This is a genomic window from Psychrobacter sp. 16-MNA-CIBAN-0192 (genome assembly GCF_040309565.1).
Classification (GTDB): Bacteria; Pseudomonadota; Gammaproteobacteria; order Pseudomonadales; family Moraxellaceae; genus Psychrobacter.
Genome location: NZ_JBEOOX010000007.1, coordinates 42,727 through 59,672 on the forward strand (window position 1 = coordinate 42,727; position 16,946 = coordinate 59,672).

At 40.9% G+C, this 16,946-nt stretch carries 14 protein-coding genes; 11 read left to right on the forward strand and 3 right to left on the reverse strand.

Translation table 11 applies throughout. The annotated features are described in order from the left end of the window. The first annotated feature begins 432 nt into the window (after nucleotides 1-432). Both ccoG and AAEY78_RS07600 read left to right on the forward strand, forming a co-directional pair. The gene (gene ccoG / locus AAEY78_RS07595) at nucleotides 433-1,842 is read left to right on the forward strand and encodes a cytochrome c oxidase accessory protein CcoG (protein ID WP_352338667.1); all 1,410 of its coding nucleotides are present in this window, start codon (nucleotides 433-435) and stop codon (nucleotides 1,840-1,842) included. A gap of 272 nt (nucleotides 1,843-2,114) precedes the next feature. Next, a complete protein-coding gene (locus tag AAEY78_RS07600) occupies nucleotides 2,115-2,702 on the forward strand; it encodes a FixH family protein (RefSeq protein WP_352338668.1) in 588 nt (195 codons plus the stop codon). 120 nt (nucleotides 2,703-2,822) lie between these two features. Here the strand turns inward: AAEY78_RS07600 and ttcA are convergent, their stop codons facing one another. Then, nucleotides 2,823-3,851, reverse strand: a complete 1,029-nt coding sequence (ttcA, locus tag AAEY78_RS07605; protein ID WP_352338768.1) for a tRNA 2-thiocytidine(32) synthetase TtcA — start codon at nucleotides 3,849-3,851, stop codon at nucleotides 2,823-2,825. Nucleotides 3,852-4,165: 314 nt separating this feature from the next. Further along, nucleotides 4,166-4,330: a hypothetical protein gene (locus AAEY78_RS07610; RefSeq protein WP_352338670.1), complete on the reverse strand. Its 165-nt coding sequence runs from the start codon at nucleotides 4,328-4,330 to the stop codon at nucleotides 4,166-4,168. 39 nt (nucleotides 4,331-4,369) lie between these two features. On the opposite strand from AAEY78_RS07610, the gene queC reads away from it, so the two are divergent. The 9 genes from queC (at nucleotide 4,370) to AAEY78_RS07655 (ending at nucleotide 15,625) form a co-directional block, all read left to right on the forward strand. Further along, entirely contained in the window at nucleotides 4,370-5,110 is a 741-nt protein-coding gene (gene queC / locus AAEY78_RS07615; RefSeq protein WP_352338672.1) for a 7-cyano-7-deazaguanine synthase QueC, read from the forward strand. A gap of 321 nt (nucleotides 5,111-5,431) precedes the next feature. After that, entirely contained in the window at nucleotides 5,432-5,761 is a 330-nt protein-coding gene (locus tag AAEY78_RS07620) for a hypothetical protein (RefSeq protein ID WP_352338674.1), read from the forward strand. 200 nt (nucleotides 5,762-5,961) lie between these two features. Next, nucleotides 5,962-6,465, forward strand: coding sequence for a peroxiredoxin (locus AAEY78_RS07625; protein ID WP_352338676.1), 504 nt, complete (start codon nucleotides 5,962-5,964; stop codon nucleotides 6,463-6,465). Between the two features lie 33 nt (nucleotides 6,466-6,498). Next, on the forward strand, nucleotides 6,499-8,001 hold the full coding sequence (locus tag AAEY78_RS07630) for a dihydrolipoyl dehydrogenase (RefSeq protein ID WP_352338678.1): 1,503 nt from the start codon (nucleotides 6,499-6,501) through the stop codon (nucleotides 7,999-8,001). Between the two features lie 60 nt (nucleotides 8,002-8,061). Further along, nucleotides 8,062-9,261, forward strand: coding sequence for a mechanosensitive ion channel family protein (locus tag AAEY78_RS07635; protein ID WP_352338679.1), 1,200 nt, complete (start codon nucleotides 8,062-8,064; stop codon nucleotides 9,259-9,261). Between the two features lie 132 nt (nucleotides 9,262-9,393). Continuing rightward, nucleotides 9,394-11,688 carry a bifunctional 23S rRNA (guanine(2069)-N(7))-methyltransferase RlmK/23S rRNA (guanine(2445)-N(2))-methyltransferase RlmL gene (gene rlmKL, locus AAEY78_RS07640; RefSeq protein ID WP_352338681.1) on the forward strand — a complete coding sequence of 765 codons (2,295 nt, stop codon included), beginning with the start codon at nucleotides 9,394-9,396 and terminating at the stop codon, nucleotides 11,686-11,688. A gap of 266 nt (nucleotides 11,689-11,954) precedes the next feature. Beyond that, a complete protein-coding gene (locus AAEY78_RS07645; RefSeq protein WP_352338683.1) occupies nucleotides 11,955-12,530 on the forward strand; it encodes a TerD family protein in 576 nt (191 codons plus the stop codon). 297 nt (nucleotides 12,531-12,827) lie between these two features. Beyond that, nucleotides 12,828-13,928, forward strand: a complete 1,101-nt coding sequence (locus AAEY78_RS07650; protein WP_352338684.1) for a DUF475 domain-containing protein — start codon at nucleotides 12,828-12,830, stop codon at nucleotides 13,926-13,928. 308 nt (nucleotides 13,929-14,236) lie between these two features. Then, complete coding sequence (locus tag AAEY78_RS07655; protein WP_502943709.1) at nucleotides 14,237-15,625, forward strand: cation:dicarboxylate symporter family transporter; 1,389 nt, start codon at nucleotides 14,237-14,239, stop codon at nucleotides 15,623-15,625. A gap of 240 nt (nucleotides 15,626-15,865) precedes the next feature. Here the strand turns inward: AAEY78_RS07655 and AAEY78_RS07660 are convergent, their stop codons facing one another. After that, a complete protein-coding gene (locus tag AAEY78_RS07660) occupies nucleotides 15,866-16,525 on the reverse strand; it encodes a 7-cyano-7-deazaguanine/7-aminomethyl-7-deazaguanine transporter (protein WP_352338688.1) in 660 nt (219 codons plus the stop codon). Nucleotides 16,526-16,946 lie beyond the last annotated feature (421 nt).

Genomic DNA, 16,946 nt, shown 5'->3' on the forward strand with positions numbered 1-16,946 from the left:
ATGGATATTTTTTTAAATCCTTTTTTATAATTAATTCTTGCTGCTTATTTTTCTGATATTGCTTATTGATTACTAAGCAACAGTAATTAGCCGTGTAATATAATTTAATAATAAACAAGCGTTTATAATCAATATATTTCGGTACTGATAACTTGCATGCTATACATAATATAGGCTGCAGTTTTATATTAACTACTTTCTAATATTGCTTTTGTGGATTATTCCCCCATTTATATCAGAGGGAGTGTTAAAATAATGACTACTGATTTTCGTTATTTATAATTGCTCATTTGTTTGTTGTAATGTTCTATTGATTTAGAATTTCACTACTTACTGACATTGATAACAGTACGACCCCTTCATCTTATCTGCACTATAGATGTTTGTTACCCATGCCAGCAGACTGATTCTTTTTTTTAAAGAGGCACGTTTATGTCAGCACCACAACCCAATCGTATTCCCGTTATTGAAGTCGATCTTAACGCCACTAAAAAACGTATTCATCCTCGTTTTATCACGGGTTTTTATCAAAATATCCGTGTTATTAGCATGTATGCGTTACTTGCGCTGTTTTTGATTTTGCCGTGGCTACGCTACAACGGACGACAGGCCATTTGGTTTGATGTGCCATCTCAGCATTATTATATTTTTGGTATGACTTTTTTAACGCAAGACTTTTATTTTATTGCGGCGTTTGCGTTGATTGCCGCCTTCACACTCTTTATGGTGACCGTATATGCAGGTCGCGTTTGGTGCGGTTATGCCTGTCCACAAACTATTTGGACGCATCTGTTTCAGTATGTTGAAAAACTAGTGATTGGCGACCGTAACAAACGTATTAAGTTCGATAAAGAGCCGATGAGCGCGACTAAAGCTTTTAAGCGCTTTTTGGTTTATTTTATTTGGTTTGTATTCTCGATGATTACTGCGACTACTTTCGTCAGTTATGTATCAGGAACCGATGCCTTATATAGCAGCTGGCAGATGATAGGCTTTATTCCGTTTCCTGATTGGTCAACGTGGATATGGGTGTCAATATTTATCTTTGCATTCTCAACCTATGTTAATGCCGGCTACATGCGCGAGCAAATGTGTATCCAAATCTGTCCTTACGGTCGCTTCCAAAGTGTGATGTTTGATAAAGATACATTGGTAGTTTCATACGATTATGAACGCGGTGAGCCTCGTGGTACCCGTAAAAAAGGTACCAATCCTGAGAATTTAGGCGACTGTATTGAATGTATGATGTGTGTGCAGGTCTGCCCTACTGGGATTGATATTCGGGATGGTTTGCAGGTGGCGTGTATTCAGTGTGCTGCCTGTGTTGATGCTTGTAACGATGTTATGGATAAAGTGGGCTATCCTCGCGGGCTGATTCGTTATACAACCGAGCGGCAATTGGCAGAAAAAGAGAAGAGCCATGTATTCCGTCCGCGTTTCTTTGCTTACCTCACCTTATTAACCTTGCTATGTGGCGGTGTGGTATATGCTTTGACCGATCGCGTACCGCTTGAGATTGATATTCGCCGCGACCGCAATCAGTTGTCAGCACTCAATGCGCAAGGTATGATTGAAAACAGTTATATCGTTAAACTGACCAATAAAACTCAAGACCCTCACACCTATAAAATCACCTTAGCACCGCAAAAGGGTTTAAGTTTACAATTGCGCTTCAATGATGTGCCACTAGAGCCCGGTGAAAGTTTCGATATGCCTGTTAGTATTTATGGCGACCCTGATACCATTACTGAAGGTCAAACAGCGGTCACTTTAAATGTGGTCAGTGAAAATGGTCAATATAAAGTCAGTAAGCAGAATATCTTTACCACTCAGGGACAATAGGTTTATTAAGATTGTAGCTAAGTATTGATTATCAAATGCTTAGCTGATGCTATGCGACTCTAATCGCGCTATACTGATCTGCAATTATTTGAGTTATAAGTATTTCAGTTATAAACATTTAAGCTTCATTATTAGAGCCGTCTTTATTAAAGTAGCCGTTATTCAAGTACCTGTTATTCAAGTATTAGTTAGCTAAATTCCAGTTATTGATGATGTTTAGAGGCACTATATTAAATAGTGACCTTGATACACATAGGTTAAATAGGTCTATTATGTCTCAACCCATTCAGTCCTCAAATTTCAAACAGCAAGACCGCCAACCTTGGTATAAGAACTATATGGTGGTGATTTTTGTTATCGGCATGCCTGCTTTTGTGGTTATTGCCTGTATTTGGTTCGTCTATTACTCTTATCAAATCCGTGATAGCGTGGTACGTGACGACTGGTATATGGATGGTAAAACGTTATATCATGATGTTGGTCGTGATAAGCTAACTTATGATTTGGACTTGCACGGTAAGATGCAGTTTTCACCGACCGGTGAAGTGACGTTTTATCTAAACTATCCTGAGCAGAGCTTAAAAACGGGCAAATTACTCAATGGTGAGACGTTAACTTACCCTGACACGTTAGACCTTTCTATTTCTCATGCAACAGATGTGCATAAAGATCGCGATGTGGTACTGCAGCACCAAAGCGGCAATAAATATAGCGCGCAAGTAAAGTTAGATGAGGTGAAAGCTAAATATTATCTGCAAGTTAGCCACGATGGGAAAAGCGACTGGCGTATGAAAGATGTGGCAAAATTACCACGTTCAGAAGTAAGTTTTAATCCGTTACCAGTCTTTGCAAAAAGCTAATACTTTTTAAAAGCTCGTTTTCAACAACTGGCTTTTAATATCTGTTTTGAAGGTTATAACGCAAAAAAGCCAGCTCATATCAGCTGGCTTTTTTGATGCAATACTTACTTGTTATAGCGTCTAAATAACTGGATTGATGGTTGGAATTTTTTTTAGCGTTTTACTAGATTCATCAGCTGGTTGATTAGCATGTGTCTTATTAGCAAGCGGCTTATCTGCATACTTAGGGTTAAAAGTGCGTGATTGTGGTGCAACGGGTAAGCCAATTTCAGCTAAACTGTCCGTCTGCCCTGCTTGAATATTATCCCCTTCAAACAAGCGTTCTTCATCATCACGCGCTAATGTTAAGCCCTCAAAGTCAAACAATTCACGATCGGCTAATTGCGACGGGGCAACATTTTGCATGGCTTTAAAAATAGAGGCTAAACGCTGCGGATGGGCATTGTCCCATTCTCGTAGCATGTCATTAATAATGGCGCGTTGCAGATTAGTCTGACTGCCACATAAGTTACAGGGAATAATCGGAAATTGCTTTAAGCGCGCATATTCAATAATGTCTTTTTCTTCAACATAAGCAAGTGGACGAATCAGCATATTTTGCTTATCATCGCTAAGTAGCTTTGGTGGCATAGATTTGAGCGCGCCGCCATGAAACAGATTTAAAAAGAAGGTGGCAAGCATGTCATCACGATGATGACCCAAGGCAATCTTGGTCGCACCAATTTGTTTGGCAAAGCCATACAGCGAGCCACGGCGCAATCGTGAACATGCCGAGCAGTAAGTTTTGCCCTCTGGTACCACGCTTTTAACAATGCTATACGTGTCTTTTTCTAAAATATAATGGGCAATGCCTTGCTCATTTAGGTAAGCAGGTAAGATATCTTCAGGGTAACCGGGCTGTTTTTGATCAAGATTAACTGCTACCACATCAAACTTGATAGGAGCCGCACGTTTTAGCTGGAGCAAAATATCAAGCATGGTATAGCTGTCTTTGCCCCCAGAGACACAAACCATGACCACATCGCCATCTTCAATCATATTAAAATCACGAATCGCCCATGATACTTGCTTGCGCAGTCTTTTTTGTAGTCTGCGTAACTGAGCTGAGTCTATAGCCGCTTGTGCAAAACCAGGCACACCATTGTTCATTACAGTATTTAAACCATCCTGTTGTTTTTCGCTGTCTTTATCGGTTTCGTCATCACTGTCGTTATCATCATAATCATAATTGTCTATTTGCAAAAAATCTGACGCTTGGGCAAACTCGTTATGAAAATCAATGTCGGTAGAAGCAGCAGCTTGGGGCGCGGCATTGGGCGTAAACAAGGTGGCTGAGGTCATAAATTACTCGTTGTCTAGACAATAAAAGGGTTGCGCTAAAAAGCGTTTACTACGCAAAATACAAGGCAGAATAGGATAAAAACAGGCGCTATTATAGCAAAATTTACCCATATATTGAAAAACTAAGTGAGCGAGGTATCAGCTTGTTTTATGTCACGTGATGGACACTTATGTTGCATATTAAGTGGCAATGATTTCCAGCGTTGCCGATTACGGATTTCAGCCTTTTTTGATAGCATCATAAAGTCACAGTTTTGTAATGACGTGAATTTTGATAAGATAGCCATTAATTTTCATCCTCCTTCTTAATCATAATAGAATCAACTATGACCGACGCTACCTCTACTCCTATTTATCATACTCAAAATGCCGTCGTGCTGTTATCCGGTGGGCTTGATTCTGTCACTTGTCTTTATTGGGCAAAAGCGCGCTATGCTGCCGTTACAGCGCTTAGCTTTAATTATGGACAGCGTCATAATAGCGAGTTGGTCGCGGCAAAAGCTATTGCGGATGCAGCAGGGGTCAATCATCGTATTATTGATATTGATATTGCCCAACTTGGCGGCTCATCGCTCACCGACCATAGTATGATTGTCCCTGACGGCGACACTGATAAATTCCCAAATAAAAAACACGATGAAATTGATAACGACGCCATTCCTAATACTTATGTGCCGGCACGCAATACTATATTTTTATCGTATGCGCTGGCGGTGGCAGAAGTGACCGATGCCAACCATATTGTCATTGGGGTTAGTTCAGTAGATTATTCCGGCTATCCGGATTGTCGTCCTGAATATATTGCTGCTTTTGAGCATATGGCAAATCTGGCGACCAAAGCGGGCGTAACGGGTCATCATTTAAATATTCAAACACCATTACAGCAATTATCAAAAGCACAAACGATTGAGCTTGGTTTGTCCCTTGGCGTAGATTACGGTCAGACGATTTCCTGTTATCGAGCCGATGCACAAGGTCGCGCCTGCGGTGTATGTGATAGTTGCGCGCTACGGCGTCAAGGTTTTGCTCAAGTAGGCATTACCGACCCAACACGTTATCAAGCTTAAAAGTAGACAGTAGTTTTAGTGGTCGCTGGTGACTTATTTCGCTTATTAAGTATGTTGATTGTAGCCATTATTAATTTGGCTATGCATGATGATTAATGACCAATTGATAAATTAACGACTGGTTAAATAAGTATAACTTACATATATTTAAACATAGGCGTAACATTCGCTTGCATCAATACAGCAAGCGCATAGTATTTCTTAGCAAAAATAATTGCTATCTTGTAGCCGATTGCCTTTATAATCAATTTTCGTTTATTTATTTTTTACTCCAGTTATTTCTTCAATATATTTATTGATGCCGCCTTTGAGAGAACATTTATGAAGCTGCTAAAATTTTTACCACTAGCGTTTATTGGTATGATGATAATGCCACAAGCCAATGCTTTAGATATCAAACAAGAAAATATTAACAACTGTGTTAATGGTGCTGTAAAGTACAAAGTTGCTGATAAAAATACAGCGACCAAGCTATGTAATTGTACCATTGGTGTTCGTAGCCAAATGACCATCGGTCAAATGTGGGAAATTGAAAGCTACGCGCAGAGCAAAAAAGACCCCTCTAAACTATCCTATGTGAAAAAAATGCAAAAAGACTTACAACAGTGCACCGTAGGTCTTGATTTAAAACAGCCACAAAAACCTGCATAACCCTTTATTTTTGGGTAAAGGGTTCATACAACCCTTTACCACTTAAGAGACTGGCAAATGTCAGTCTTTTTTTATGGTTAGTAGTTGCCAATAAACACCCAAAATGTAAGACTGATATTCTAAACCGCTATCTTAGAACTTATAAACAGTAACCTTATCAATAATAACTTTATAAACACTATAATTAAAAGGATTTAATAATGGCAAAGCCTACAACTGAAGCGATTACCTTACCAGATTTTCCAGTAACCATGGTACGTGAGCTGGATGGTAACTTTATTCATGATGATTTAAGCTTGACTGAGATGCTGGCGCATACTGGGAAAGGTTTGATTTTGTACTTTTATCCAAAAGATGATACGCCAGGCTGCACCACCCAAGCGACTGATTTTACCGCCAATATCAATGCTTTTGATAACTTAGGCTACGATATTGTGGGCGTCTCGCGTGATAGCGTTGACTCGCATAAGAAGTTCTTGGCTAAATATGAGCTGCAAATACCGCTTATCAGTGACAGCGATGAAAAGCTGTGCCAGCACTTTGATGTTATTCAAGAAAAAAATATGTATGGCAAAACCACGCTAGGTCTGGTGCGTTCTGTTTTTGTTTTTGATAAACACGGTGTATTAACCCATGCGCAGCGTAATCTACGTGCCGCTGGATATACAGATCGCTTACTAAGTACATTAGAGCCTACATCATAATTCAATCAACTAAACCTGTTATTAGAGAACACTATGACTACAACATTGGATAGCGTTTCAGAAAACGGCTTGGCTAACCGTATCCGTCACGTTGATGTGGCTATTATTGGCGCGGGTACAGCAGGTCAAAATGCCTTTCGCCAAGCCAAAAAAGCCACCGATAATATTGTGATTATCAATGACGGCTTTTGGACGACCACTTGTGCCACCATTGGTTGTATGCCAAGCAAGCTGCTGATTGCTGCTGCCAATCGTGCGCATGAAGCCAAGGATTCTAAAGCATTTGGGATTCATTCTGAGGTAAAAATCGACGGTCAGCAAGTCATGGCTCGTGTGCAATCAGAGCGCAATCGTTTTGCCGGTTTTGTTGAGCAACAAGTTGAGAGTTGGTCTGAAAATCAAAAAATCTCTGGTCGTGCGTATATTAATAATGAAGGCATTATCGAGGTTAATAACGAGCATATAAAAGCCGATAAAATTATTATTGCTACTGGCAGTACGCCTTTTATTCCTGAGGGTTGGACAGAAGAACTTGGCGATAGATTACTCACCTCAGACACGGTATTTGAATTAAATGATTTACCACAGTCTATGGCGGTTATCGGTGCAGGCTCAATTGGCTTAGAGCTAGCGCAAGCCTTTACCCGTTTGGGCGTTGCTGTCACGTTATTTAATCGTAATAATCGAGTAGCTGGTCTAAAAGATGACGCTATTAATGAAAAAGCGGTTGCGTGCTTAAGCTCTGAATTAACGATGCAGCTAAACAGTAAGATTGAAGAGGTTGGCGAGTATGCGAGCGATGATCAGTCTAGTGAGAAAGCAACAACAGCATTTCTCAACTATACAGACAGCGATGGACACGCACATAAATGGCAAGGTGAGTATGTTTTGGTCGCGACCGGACGGCGCAACACGATTGACCAACTGGGCATAGAAAATTTAGGTGTGACGCTAGATGAGAAAAACCGTCCGCAAAATCTAGATATAAATACGGGACAAATCGGCGATTTAGAAGTTTATATTATCGGTGATGCCAATGCCCATATTCCCCTACTCCATGTTGCTAGCGATGAAGGCTTTAGTGCCGGTAGCTCCGTATGCACCAATAACACAGATGCTTATATTCGCTCGCCTGCCATCCCCTTATCCATTGTCTTTTGTGAGCCGCAAATTATAAATGTGGGTATGACGCGCCCTGAAATTGAAGCGTCAGAGCGTGAATATGTGATTGGTAAAGTCAGCTTTGACAATCAAGGACGTAGCCGGGTCATGGGCGTCAACTGTGGTCTATTGCATATTTATGGCTGTAAACAGACAGATAAAATTTTAGGTGCCAGTATGGTCGGACCAGATGCTGAGTATATTGCTCATATTTTAGCCGTTGCCATCACCAATGATTTAAGCATTAAACAATTACTGGATACGCCATTTTATCATCCAACCATTTTAGAGGGTCTGCGCACCGCTCTACGTGATGTGCAAGCGCAAATGTCTATTCCTTACCAAGACCAAAAACCTATACAAGATGGTTTTTAGTTCAGTGCCGAGTACACTTTTTAGATAAGTCTTACTTATTAAAACCCCATGGATAAAACAATGGCAATTGCTGGTATTACTGATTTTTTTCAAGAAATTGCTCGAGACTTACATTCCAGCCTATACCTTGCCATTGGCGGCACCCTAGAAGAAGACAGTCGCGACTGGACTGCGCATGCGGTTGAGTTAATCAGTAGCAGCATCAAAGTCCTCATATTGCTGGTCATTGTGGGGTTTTTTTATTGGCTGGCGATTTATCTGGTCAAACATAACAGCGCTCGTATCCGTCTGAATGAGCGCCGCGCTAATATTGTACGTTCCGTGCTGCGTTATATGTGGGTGGTGGCAAGTATGCTTGCCATTATGAGCCAAATTTATTTTGATCCTAGTACGGTTAAATCAACGGCAAAGGCCAGCGTTTGGGCAGGAATCTACTACGTTCTCTGGGCATCTTCTGGTCAGATTATCCATAAAGTCCTGCAACATTATGGTCTTAATGCCTCTATTGAACAGCTACTCAAAAACATTCTTACGGTATTGATTTTAGTCTTTGGTCTTGCCAGCGTTATGGCGCAATTTGGTTTTGATATTGTCTCATTAGTCGCAGGTTTAGGTATTGTTGGTTTAGCAGTTGGCTTTGCCGCGCAGTCAACATTAGCGAATTTTATTGCTGGGATTACTATTCTAATTGATCAAGCCTTTCAGGTCGGTGACTGGATTAATATTAATGATGTTGAGGGGCGCGTGGTCATCATTTCGCTGCGTACCACTCATATTTTAACCCGTGACAACATCACCGTTATTGTACCAAATGCGACAGTAGCGTCTTCTGAAGTGACCAATTTAACATCGAAGAACTTTATTCGTTTTGATATTCGGGTACGTATCGCCTTAGAAGGTGATATTGATGCGGCGCGTAGTGAGATATTAAAGGTACTCAGTGATACTGATGTGGTATTAAGTCGTCCTGAAACGTCAGCAACGGTAGCCGAGATTGGCGAGTCCGGTATCTTTTTTATCGTGCGCTTTTGGGTCAAGCCTGCTTCGGTGGCGCGCATGCCAAAAATTAAAGAAGACCTTACCGAGAATATTAAGCGCGCTTTTGATGCCGCCAATATTATGACGCCCTACCCGCATATACGCCTACTCATGCCGAAAGATAGCGATTACCCTATCACTGGTCAATCGTTTACGGCTGATAAGCAACCAACAGCTGAAACTGCCACAACAACCCCACTATTAGATAAGAAAAGCAATTAGCAAAGAGCATTAGCCACTACCACAAGGAAAAGTGCTTAGCTCTAAAACATATGCTTTGAATTATGGTAAAATCATCGGTTAAAATCTTTTTTTTACTTTTTGCTTAGCCCATTTAGCCACACAGGTATCCGTATGACCGAACACACCGCGCCCGCTGCTTTATCCACATCGACCGCATTATCGCTTGACCTTATCATCACCTGTGCCGATGGGCTGGAAGTACCGCTACAAACTGAGCTAACCAGCTTCGGTATTGAGAGCGAAATAAAAAGTACGGGACGTCTGACCGTCACCGGCTCGTTACAGGATTTATATCAAATTTGTTTATGGTCGCGGGTCGCATCACGCGTATTGATGCTGATTAAACGCAAAAATATCAATGCTGAATATGATGTCGCTGAGCAGCTGTACGGTTTGGCAAAGTCGGTTGACTGGACAAAAGAGTTTAAACTTGAGCAAACTTTTGCTATTCGCTTGTCTGTCGATAAGCGCGTTGCGGTCAGTCAGCAGTTTGCCATGTTACGTATCAAAGATGCGATTGCGGATACCTTTACTGAAGCTTTTGACAGCCGTCCAAACGTAGACAGTAAAAACCCAGACTTTTCTATTTTTGCTACCGTCAATGATAAACAAGCAGAGTTATATTTAGATTTATCAGGTACTAGCTTGCATCGCCGTGGTTATCGCGTGGCAATGACTGATGCACCGTTAAAAGAAAACTTAGCGGCTGCCCTACTCTATAGCGCAGGCTGGCATAAGAAAAGTGATGAAGGTGATGCGCCTTACTATAATGCCTTAATCGACCCAATGTGTGGCTCAGGCACCTTTCTTATCGAAGCTTTGCTTATGCATTGCGACTATGCGGTCGGTATTGATAAAGCGGCTAATCAATTTGGTTTTTATCAATGGCAACATCATGACGAGACACTATGGTTATCGATGATTGATGATGCACAAACGCGCTTTAGAGAAGCACTAGCGATTGCTTGCGAACAACCTGATACTTTGCCCCTTATTTTAGGCTTTGATGCTGATAGCGGTGCTATTTTAGCGACAGAGAAGAATTTAATCGCTGCTGGTCTACATGACTTATTACCCCTTATCGACCTTGAAACTCGCGCTCTTGACCAACTTAATAGTCGCTTACGTCCGATGGTTAATGACGGCAGATTGAGCAATCCTCTGATTATCACCAACCCACCTTATGGTGAACGTTTGGGTGATGAAGAGATGATTAAGCCGCTGTATCAAGCGATTGGGCTTATTTTGCAAGACAGCTTTGCCGGTAGTGGTATCACGCCAATGCTAGGCATATTAGCGTCGCATGTCGAACAAGTAGATATTTTACCGATTAAAGAGCCAAAAACCTTGCGCTGCCATAATGGTGCAATCACAGTTTATTTCCGTTACGGCACATTGATTGCTGGGAAAGTTGGTCATTTAATGAGCCAGTTTGAAAAACGTGAAATCGTGTCTGAAGAAGGGCAAGATTTTATCAATCGTTTGCAAAAAAACTTGGGTCGCCTAAAAAAACAAGCCAGTAAAGAAAATGTCAGCAATTTGCGGGTTTATAATGCCGATTTGCCCGACTTTAAAGTGGCTATCGACTTATATGGTGATTATGTGCACGTACAAGAATATGCGCCACCAAAAACCATACCACCTGAAACCGCGAAAAAGCGCTTTAATTTGGCGTTAATGGGTATTCGTGAAGTGTTTGGTATTAACCGTGAGCAAATCTTTATCAAAACTCGCGCCCGCCAATCGGGTAATGACCAATATAGCAAACAAGGCAATACGGAAAAGCGCGGTAAGTTTTATATTGCTCGTGAAGATGGCGCTTATTTTTACGTGAACTTCACCGATTACCTCGATACTGGTCTGTTTATTGACCACCGTAATATGCGTGCGCGTATCAAAGCCAATAGTAAAGGCAAGGCGGTTCTTAATTTATTCGCCTATACCTGTACCGCCAGTGTGCATGCGGCATTGGCTGGCGCCAAAAAGGTCACCAGTGTTGACTTATCGCAGAACTATCTAGACTGGGGCAAACAAAACTTTGCGCTGAATGGTCTAAATGTCAGTGGTAATAAATATCATTTTGTCGCTGCAGACATTTTTGAGTGGATTAAAGACAATACGGAGCAGTTTGATATTATCTTTATTGATCCACCGACTTTTTCAAACTCGAAAAAATTCCAAGGCACCTTTGATGTACAGCGCGACCATACTGCGCTTATCAATCGCGCGATGAACCGTTTAACTGCTGACGGCGTATTGTATTTCTCAAATAACTTTACTCGTTTTGAGTTGGATGAGCAATTAACTGAACGCTACAATATTATTGATATCACAGCGCAAACCATTGGCTTTGATTTTGATGTTAAAAAACCGATTCATCAAAGTTTTGAGATTCGCCATCGTTAAGCGTAATACTTTAAAAATACTGTCTTTTAAGACTAGAGATTAGTTGGTTTAACGACTATTAACTTTAAGTTTATTAGCCAATAACGGTTTTAAAACAATAATGACTCAATCGACTTTGATTGGGTCATTTTTTGTTGTTATGATAGAGCGCTACTTTGTAAACTTTTAGCATGATTATTAATGCTACTTTAATAATTTTCATGCTACTTTAATAATTGTTTGCAATAACTGACTCTAATACGTCACTCCAATAACAAGGACATATCATGGCTTTATCATTGAATAAAGGCGGTAACTTATCGCTGACCAAAACTGACCCAAACTTAACCAAATTACTTATCGGACTTGGCTGGGATGAGCGCGCAACGTCCGGTGCTGAGTTCGACCTTGATGCCAGTATTTTCCTAGTCAATACCACTGGTAAAGTGCGCGGCGACCATGACTTTATTTTTTATAATCAGCTAAAATCAGACAATGGCGCGGTTGAACATACGGGTGATAACCGTACCGGCGAAGGCGATGGCGATGACGAAGTAATCAAAGTCAACCTTACCCAAGTTCCCGCTGATGTCGATAAAATCGTCGTCACTGTAACCATCCATGATGCCGCTGCTCGTAGCCAAAACTTCGGTCAAGTTGCCAATGCCTTTATCCGCGTAGTCAATGAAGAAACGGGCGTTGAAGTGGTACGTTTTGATTTAGCAGAAGATTATTCGGTAGAAACGGCAATGGTATTTGGCGAAGTATATCGTCATAACAGCGAGTGGAAATTCCGTGCGGTTGGTCAAGGTTATGCAGGTGGTTTGCAAGCCATGTGTCATCAATATGGCATTAATATTTAGGCAGTTACTGATATTTATATGGTTACTGATATCGTGTCTAAAAGGTAAAGCGCGGTTGGTTGCAAAATAGCCACAATTCGCTATAGCAAAACCTAGAAAAATGCTTTATGTTTCATTTAAAATTATGCACAAAAAGTGGCTAGCGATAGCCGCTTTTTTATGGTCTATCTCTTATGGTAAATATCAGTTTTTTCATATCATATTCCCGATATCCTTTCTTTGATATCTGTTCCTTGATAACTGATCTATCGCTATGAGCGCTAGGCACAAGCTTTACGTAACCAGACAGGATATGTCATGAGACATTTTTATTTAGACTTCATTTTCACAGCAATCGCTTTGGCGGTAGCTGCGTGGTGGGGGTATTCACATGGTGGTATGGGCGGGCTGATAGCCACACTATCAATTACCGCCATTTTGGCTGTGATGGAAATTTCGTTATCATTTGATAACGCGGTAGTTAACGCCTCAGTCCTTAAAGGCTGGGACGAATTTTGGAAAAAGATTTTCTTAACGGTTGGTATTTTAGTTGCTGTATTCGGTATGCGCTTGGTATTCCCGATTGTCATTGTTGCGGTCACCGCAGACCTTGGCATGATGGAAGTTATTAATCTGGCGTTAAATGATCCTAAGGAATACTCGGCAAGATTGTTAGCGCATCATGCTGAAATATCTGCCTTTGGTGGTATTTTCTTATTACTGGTATTTTTAAACTTTATCTTTGACGACAAAGAAGTGCATTGGTTCGATTGGTTAGAGAGCCGCTTAGCGAAACTGGGCAAAGTTGATGCCATGAGTGTTTTTGTGGCGCTTATTGTGCTGATGGTTGCCGTCACGTGGGCCAGTGCTGAGCAAGCCAATGCTGTATTGATGGCAGGTATTTGGGGTATCTTAATCTATCTAGGCGTGCAAGTAGTCTCTGGTATGTTAGAGGGCGACTTAGAAGAAGATTTAGAAAACGAAGCCAGTGGTTCAGGAGCTGCGGCAACGAGCGCGATTATGAAAGGCGGTATTATTGGTTTCTTATACTTAGAAGTCCTTGATGCCTCATTCAGTTTCGATGGTGTTATTGGCGCATTTGCGATTACTAATGACGTTATCGTGATCATGCTCGGTCTAGCAATTGGTGCGATGTTCGTGCGTTCTATGACTATCTTCTTGGTAGATAAAGGCACGCTTGATGAGTTTATCTATCTTGAGCACGGCGCACATTATGCGATTGGTGCGTTAGCCATTATCATGCTGCTATCGGTCAAGTTCCATGTGCCAGAGCTTATCACTGGTCTTATCGGTATTGCCTTTATCGGCTGGGCACTATTAGCGTCACTTAAGCATCGTAAAGTTGAGGCGCTTAAAGAGGCTAACAACCCTGAATTAAAAACCAGACAATTAGATTAACTGCCTAATTTAGCGTTTTTATAGTCATTCACAGGCTATAGCAATTATTTGCTATAGCCTGTTTTTTTGAATATTATTCTATATATATGATTGCAAATGGAATTTTAGAATATAACTTACGCCTCACCTTGTTAAACAATAAATAAGTAAAAACACAACTTGATATCTTGTTACTTATATCTAAATGGAATATCAACATCATCACTTAGTGTTGGACCTCATGCGATAAATGAGGATAATGGCCCACAATATTTTCTATGTCTTTCTTTATATTACTTTGTATTTCTTAGCGGTTTAGGGTGCTCACCATGATTTTATTATTAGTTGCTGTTTTTATAGTACTGCTTTATGGCTTGTGGCGTTACCATCGTCAAAGTGACTCGTTAAGTCGCAGTGTTTTTTTAGGCTTGTTTCTTGGGGTCGTCTATGGCCTGATACTCTCAGCCCTTAACATTGATACTACTGAATTTTTACCTTGGATTAATATCGTGGGTAATGGCTATGTGAACTTGCTCAAAATGATCGCTATGCCGTTAGTCTTTATTTCGATATTGGCTGCAATCGCTCGCCTAGAGAAAGCCTCTATGATCGGCTCGATGAGCTTTTGGATTATCAGCACCTTACTGATTACCACCGGTATTGCCGCCTTAGATGGCGCTATCATTGCCAATCTATTCCATCTTGATGCCAGCTCAATCGTGCAGGGTCAATCAGAAATTGCTCGTGGCCAAAGCATGATAGAGAGCAGCACTGAAGTGGCCGATCTAACGATACCAGGTCTGATTTTAAGCTTTATTCCTACTAGTATCGGCGGCACCTTTGCCGGATTAGAAAGCACCTCCATGATAGCAGCGGTAGTCATTGCTAGCTTATTAGGGGTAGCGGCATTGACCGTTAATAAAAATGAGCCTGAAAAAGGCGCGGTCATTATTCGCGGTATCGACATCTTACAAAGCTGGATTATGGCCTTAGTCCGCTTTATCATTCGTTTGACGCCTTATGGTATTTTAGCGCTAATGATCAAGGTGATAGTCACCACTGATGCGACTGCTATTTGGCAATTGGCGAAGTTCTTATTAGCCTCTTATGTCGCTCTATTTATCATGTTATTGGTGCACGCCTTCATTATTGCATTGACGGGTCGCTCACCGATTACCCATTTTAAGAAGATTGCACCGGTCTTAACTTTTGCCTTTACTTCACGTAGTTCGGCGGCGTCTATTCCATTGAATATTGATGCGCAGATTAACGAGCTGGGCGTGGCCAAACCTATTGCTAACTTCTCTGCATCTTTTGGCGCGACTATTGGGCAAAATGGCTGTGCCGGTGTCTATCCTGCTATGCTGGCGATTATGATTGCGCCGACGATGGGTATTGACCCTTGGTCGTTTGGTTTCCTCGCCTCTGTGATAGGTATTTCTATGATTGCCTCATTTGGCGTAGCAGGCGTGGGTGGTGGCGCGACGTTTGCTGCTATTATCGTGTTATCGACTTTAGGTATGCCGTTAGAGCTTGCCGGATTGTTGATTTCGATTGAGCCGTTAATCGATATGATGCGCACGCTGGTGAATGTCAGTGGCTCTATCACCTCAGGTGTCGTCGGTAACCGTGTCCTCGGTAAGTCTATCGGAGCAGATGATTTTGCAGGGACTACGATTGGTAATGAAAGTTATAATGCAGCGAATAAGGCGGCCTAACTTTTCTTTATTGACCTAATCATAAAACAGGCTATGAAGTGGCTTCCTTGCTGCTTCATAGCCTGTTGTCTTAGCAGACTTTCAATAGTAGTAGAAGATAAATATCTTTAATGTTCATTTAGCTTTAGTTGCGCTTTAGCTATAACCTATTGATCTTATTTACCTACCACCCTACATACATCCCTAACTATTCCAAAATATTCTTATATCTGCCTAATGACCGTTGCGTTGTATCACTCTTTACTTCCCTGCCAACATCTTTTGCAATTTTGCCAATATCACACCGTATAGCGGCAAAAAGACACATACTCCTATCACCATCTTAAATAGATAATCCATAGTACCGATTTCGATCCAATGTGTTGCCATAAAAGGGTCTGGACTTTTATAAAAAGCAATGGCAAAAAAGCAAAGGCTATCGATTAAATTACCAATAAACGTTGAGGTAAGCGGCGCAATCCACCAAGTTTTAAGCTGACGTAATCTATTAAACACTTGAATATCTAAAAGTTGACCAATGACATAAGCGGCAAAACTTGCCAAGACTATGCGAAATACAAACAAGTTAAAGTCTAACAGATGCTCATGACCAACAAACTGACCGTCTGCAAACACTACGGAAAAATAATAAGAGATAGCCAGTGCTGGAAGCATCGCGAAAAAAATAATTCGTCTTGCCAAATTCTGACCAAAGATACGCACGGTCAAATCAGTTATTAAAAAAATAAACGGAAAGGTAATCGCACCCCACGTGGTAATAAAGCCAAATAGTCCGACAGGTATTTGTACCAAGTAATTACTGATAGCGATGATAAAGATGTGCAGACTCGCTAGCCAAAATAAAGCACGGCTGTAGCGAATGGATTGAATGGGAATAGTTGACGTCGTACTGATGCTCATAAAAGAGTCCTTTTTTTAAGTCAGGGTTGAGGGAACCTGAGAGCGCACTATTATAAAACACAAATAAGATAATAGCGAAAGTCGCTGCAATATATAGCTTAAATACAAGTATACCCAGTTGTATGCCGCGTTTTTTACCTTATAGTTTGTCCTTTATGAATTATAACATTTATGAACGATAAATAGCTTTGATACAAATCACCCCTATTTAATAATCATTCATTAAGGTTTTAATCACTTGTCATTCAACTATGATACAAGTGTAATACATCAGCACAAAATACGACTTGCTTAGTCTGTAAACGCTTAGTATAGTAAAACTTGAAAAAATATATGACCTATTATAAATATGTAGCAATACAAATAAATGCTGCTTGAGCTAATATATGCATATGTGTAACCGCATCAGCTGCTATATTTT

Bases quoted from the DNA above. Each gene is read 5' to 3' on its own strand.
- AAEY78_RS07635 (WP_352338679.1), top strand. From the start codon at position 8,062: ATGGCAATTGCTGGTATTACTGATTTTTTTCAAGAAATTGCTCGAGAC.
- AAEY78_RS07625 (WP_352338676.1), top strand. From the start codon at position 5,962: ATGGCAAAGCCTACAACTGAAGCGATTACCTTACCAGATTTTCCAGTA.
- ccoG (WP_352338667.1), top strand. From the start codon at position 433: ATGTCAGCACCACAACCCAATCGTATTCCCGTTATTGAAGTCGATCTT.
- queC (WP_352338672.1), top strand. From the start codon at position 4,370: ATGACCGACGCTACCTCTACTCCTATTTATCATACTCAAAATGCCGTC.
- AAEY78_RS07660 (WP_352338688.1), bottom strand. From the start codon at position 16,525: ATGAGCATCAGTACGACGTCAACTATTCCCATTCAATCCATTCGCTAC.
- ttcA (WP_352338768.1), bottom strand. From the start codon at position 3,851: ATGAACAATGGTGTGCCTGGTTTTGCACAAGCGGCTATAGACTCAGCT.
- AAEY78_RS07630 (WP_352338678.1), top strand. From the start codon at position 6,499: ATGACTACAACATTGGATAGCGTTTCAGAAAACGGCTTGGCTAACCGT.
- rlmKL (WP_352338681.1), top strand. From the start codon at position 9,394: ATGACCGAACACACCGCGCCCGCTGCTTTATCCACATCGACCGCATTA.
- AAEY78_RS07645 (WP_352338683.1), top strand. From the start codon at position 11,955: ATGGCTTTATCATTGAATAAAGGCGGTAACTTATCGCTGACCAAAACT.
- AAEY78_RS07600 (WP_352338668.1), top strand. From the start codon at position 2,115: ATGTCTCAACCCATTCAGTCCTCAAATTTCAAACAGCAAGACCGCCAA.
- AAEY78_RS07655 (WP_502943709.1), top strand. From the start codon at position 14,237: ATGATTTTATTATTAGTTGCTGTTTTTATAGTACTGCTTTATGGCTTG.
- AAEY78_RS07650 (WP_352338684.1), top strand. From the start codon at position 12,828: ATGAGACATTTTTATTTAGACTTCATTTTCACAGCAATCGCTTTGGCG.
- AAEY78_RS07610 (WP_352338670.1), bottom strand. From the start codon at position 4,330: ATGGCTATCTTATCAAAATTCACGTCATTACAAAACTGTGACTTTATG.
- AAEY78_RS07620 (WP_352338674.1), top strand. From the start codon at position 5,432: ATGAAGCTGCTAAAATTTTTACCACTAGCGTTTATTGGTATGATGATA.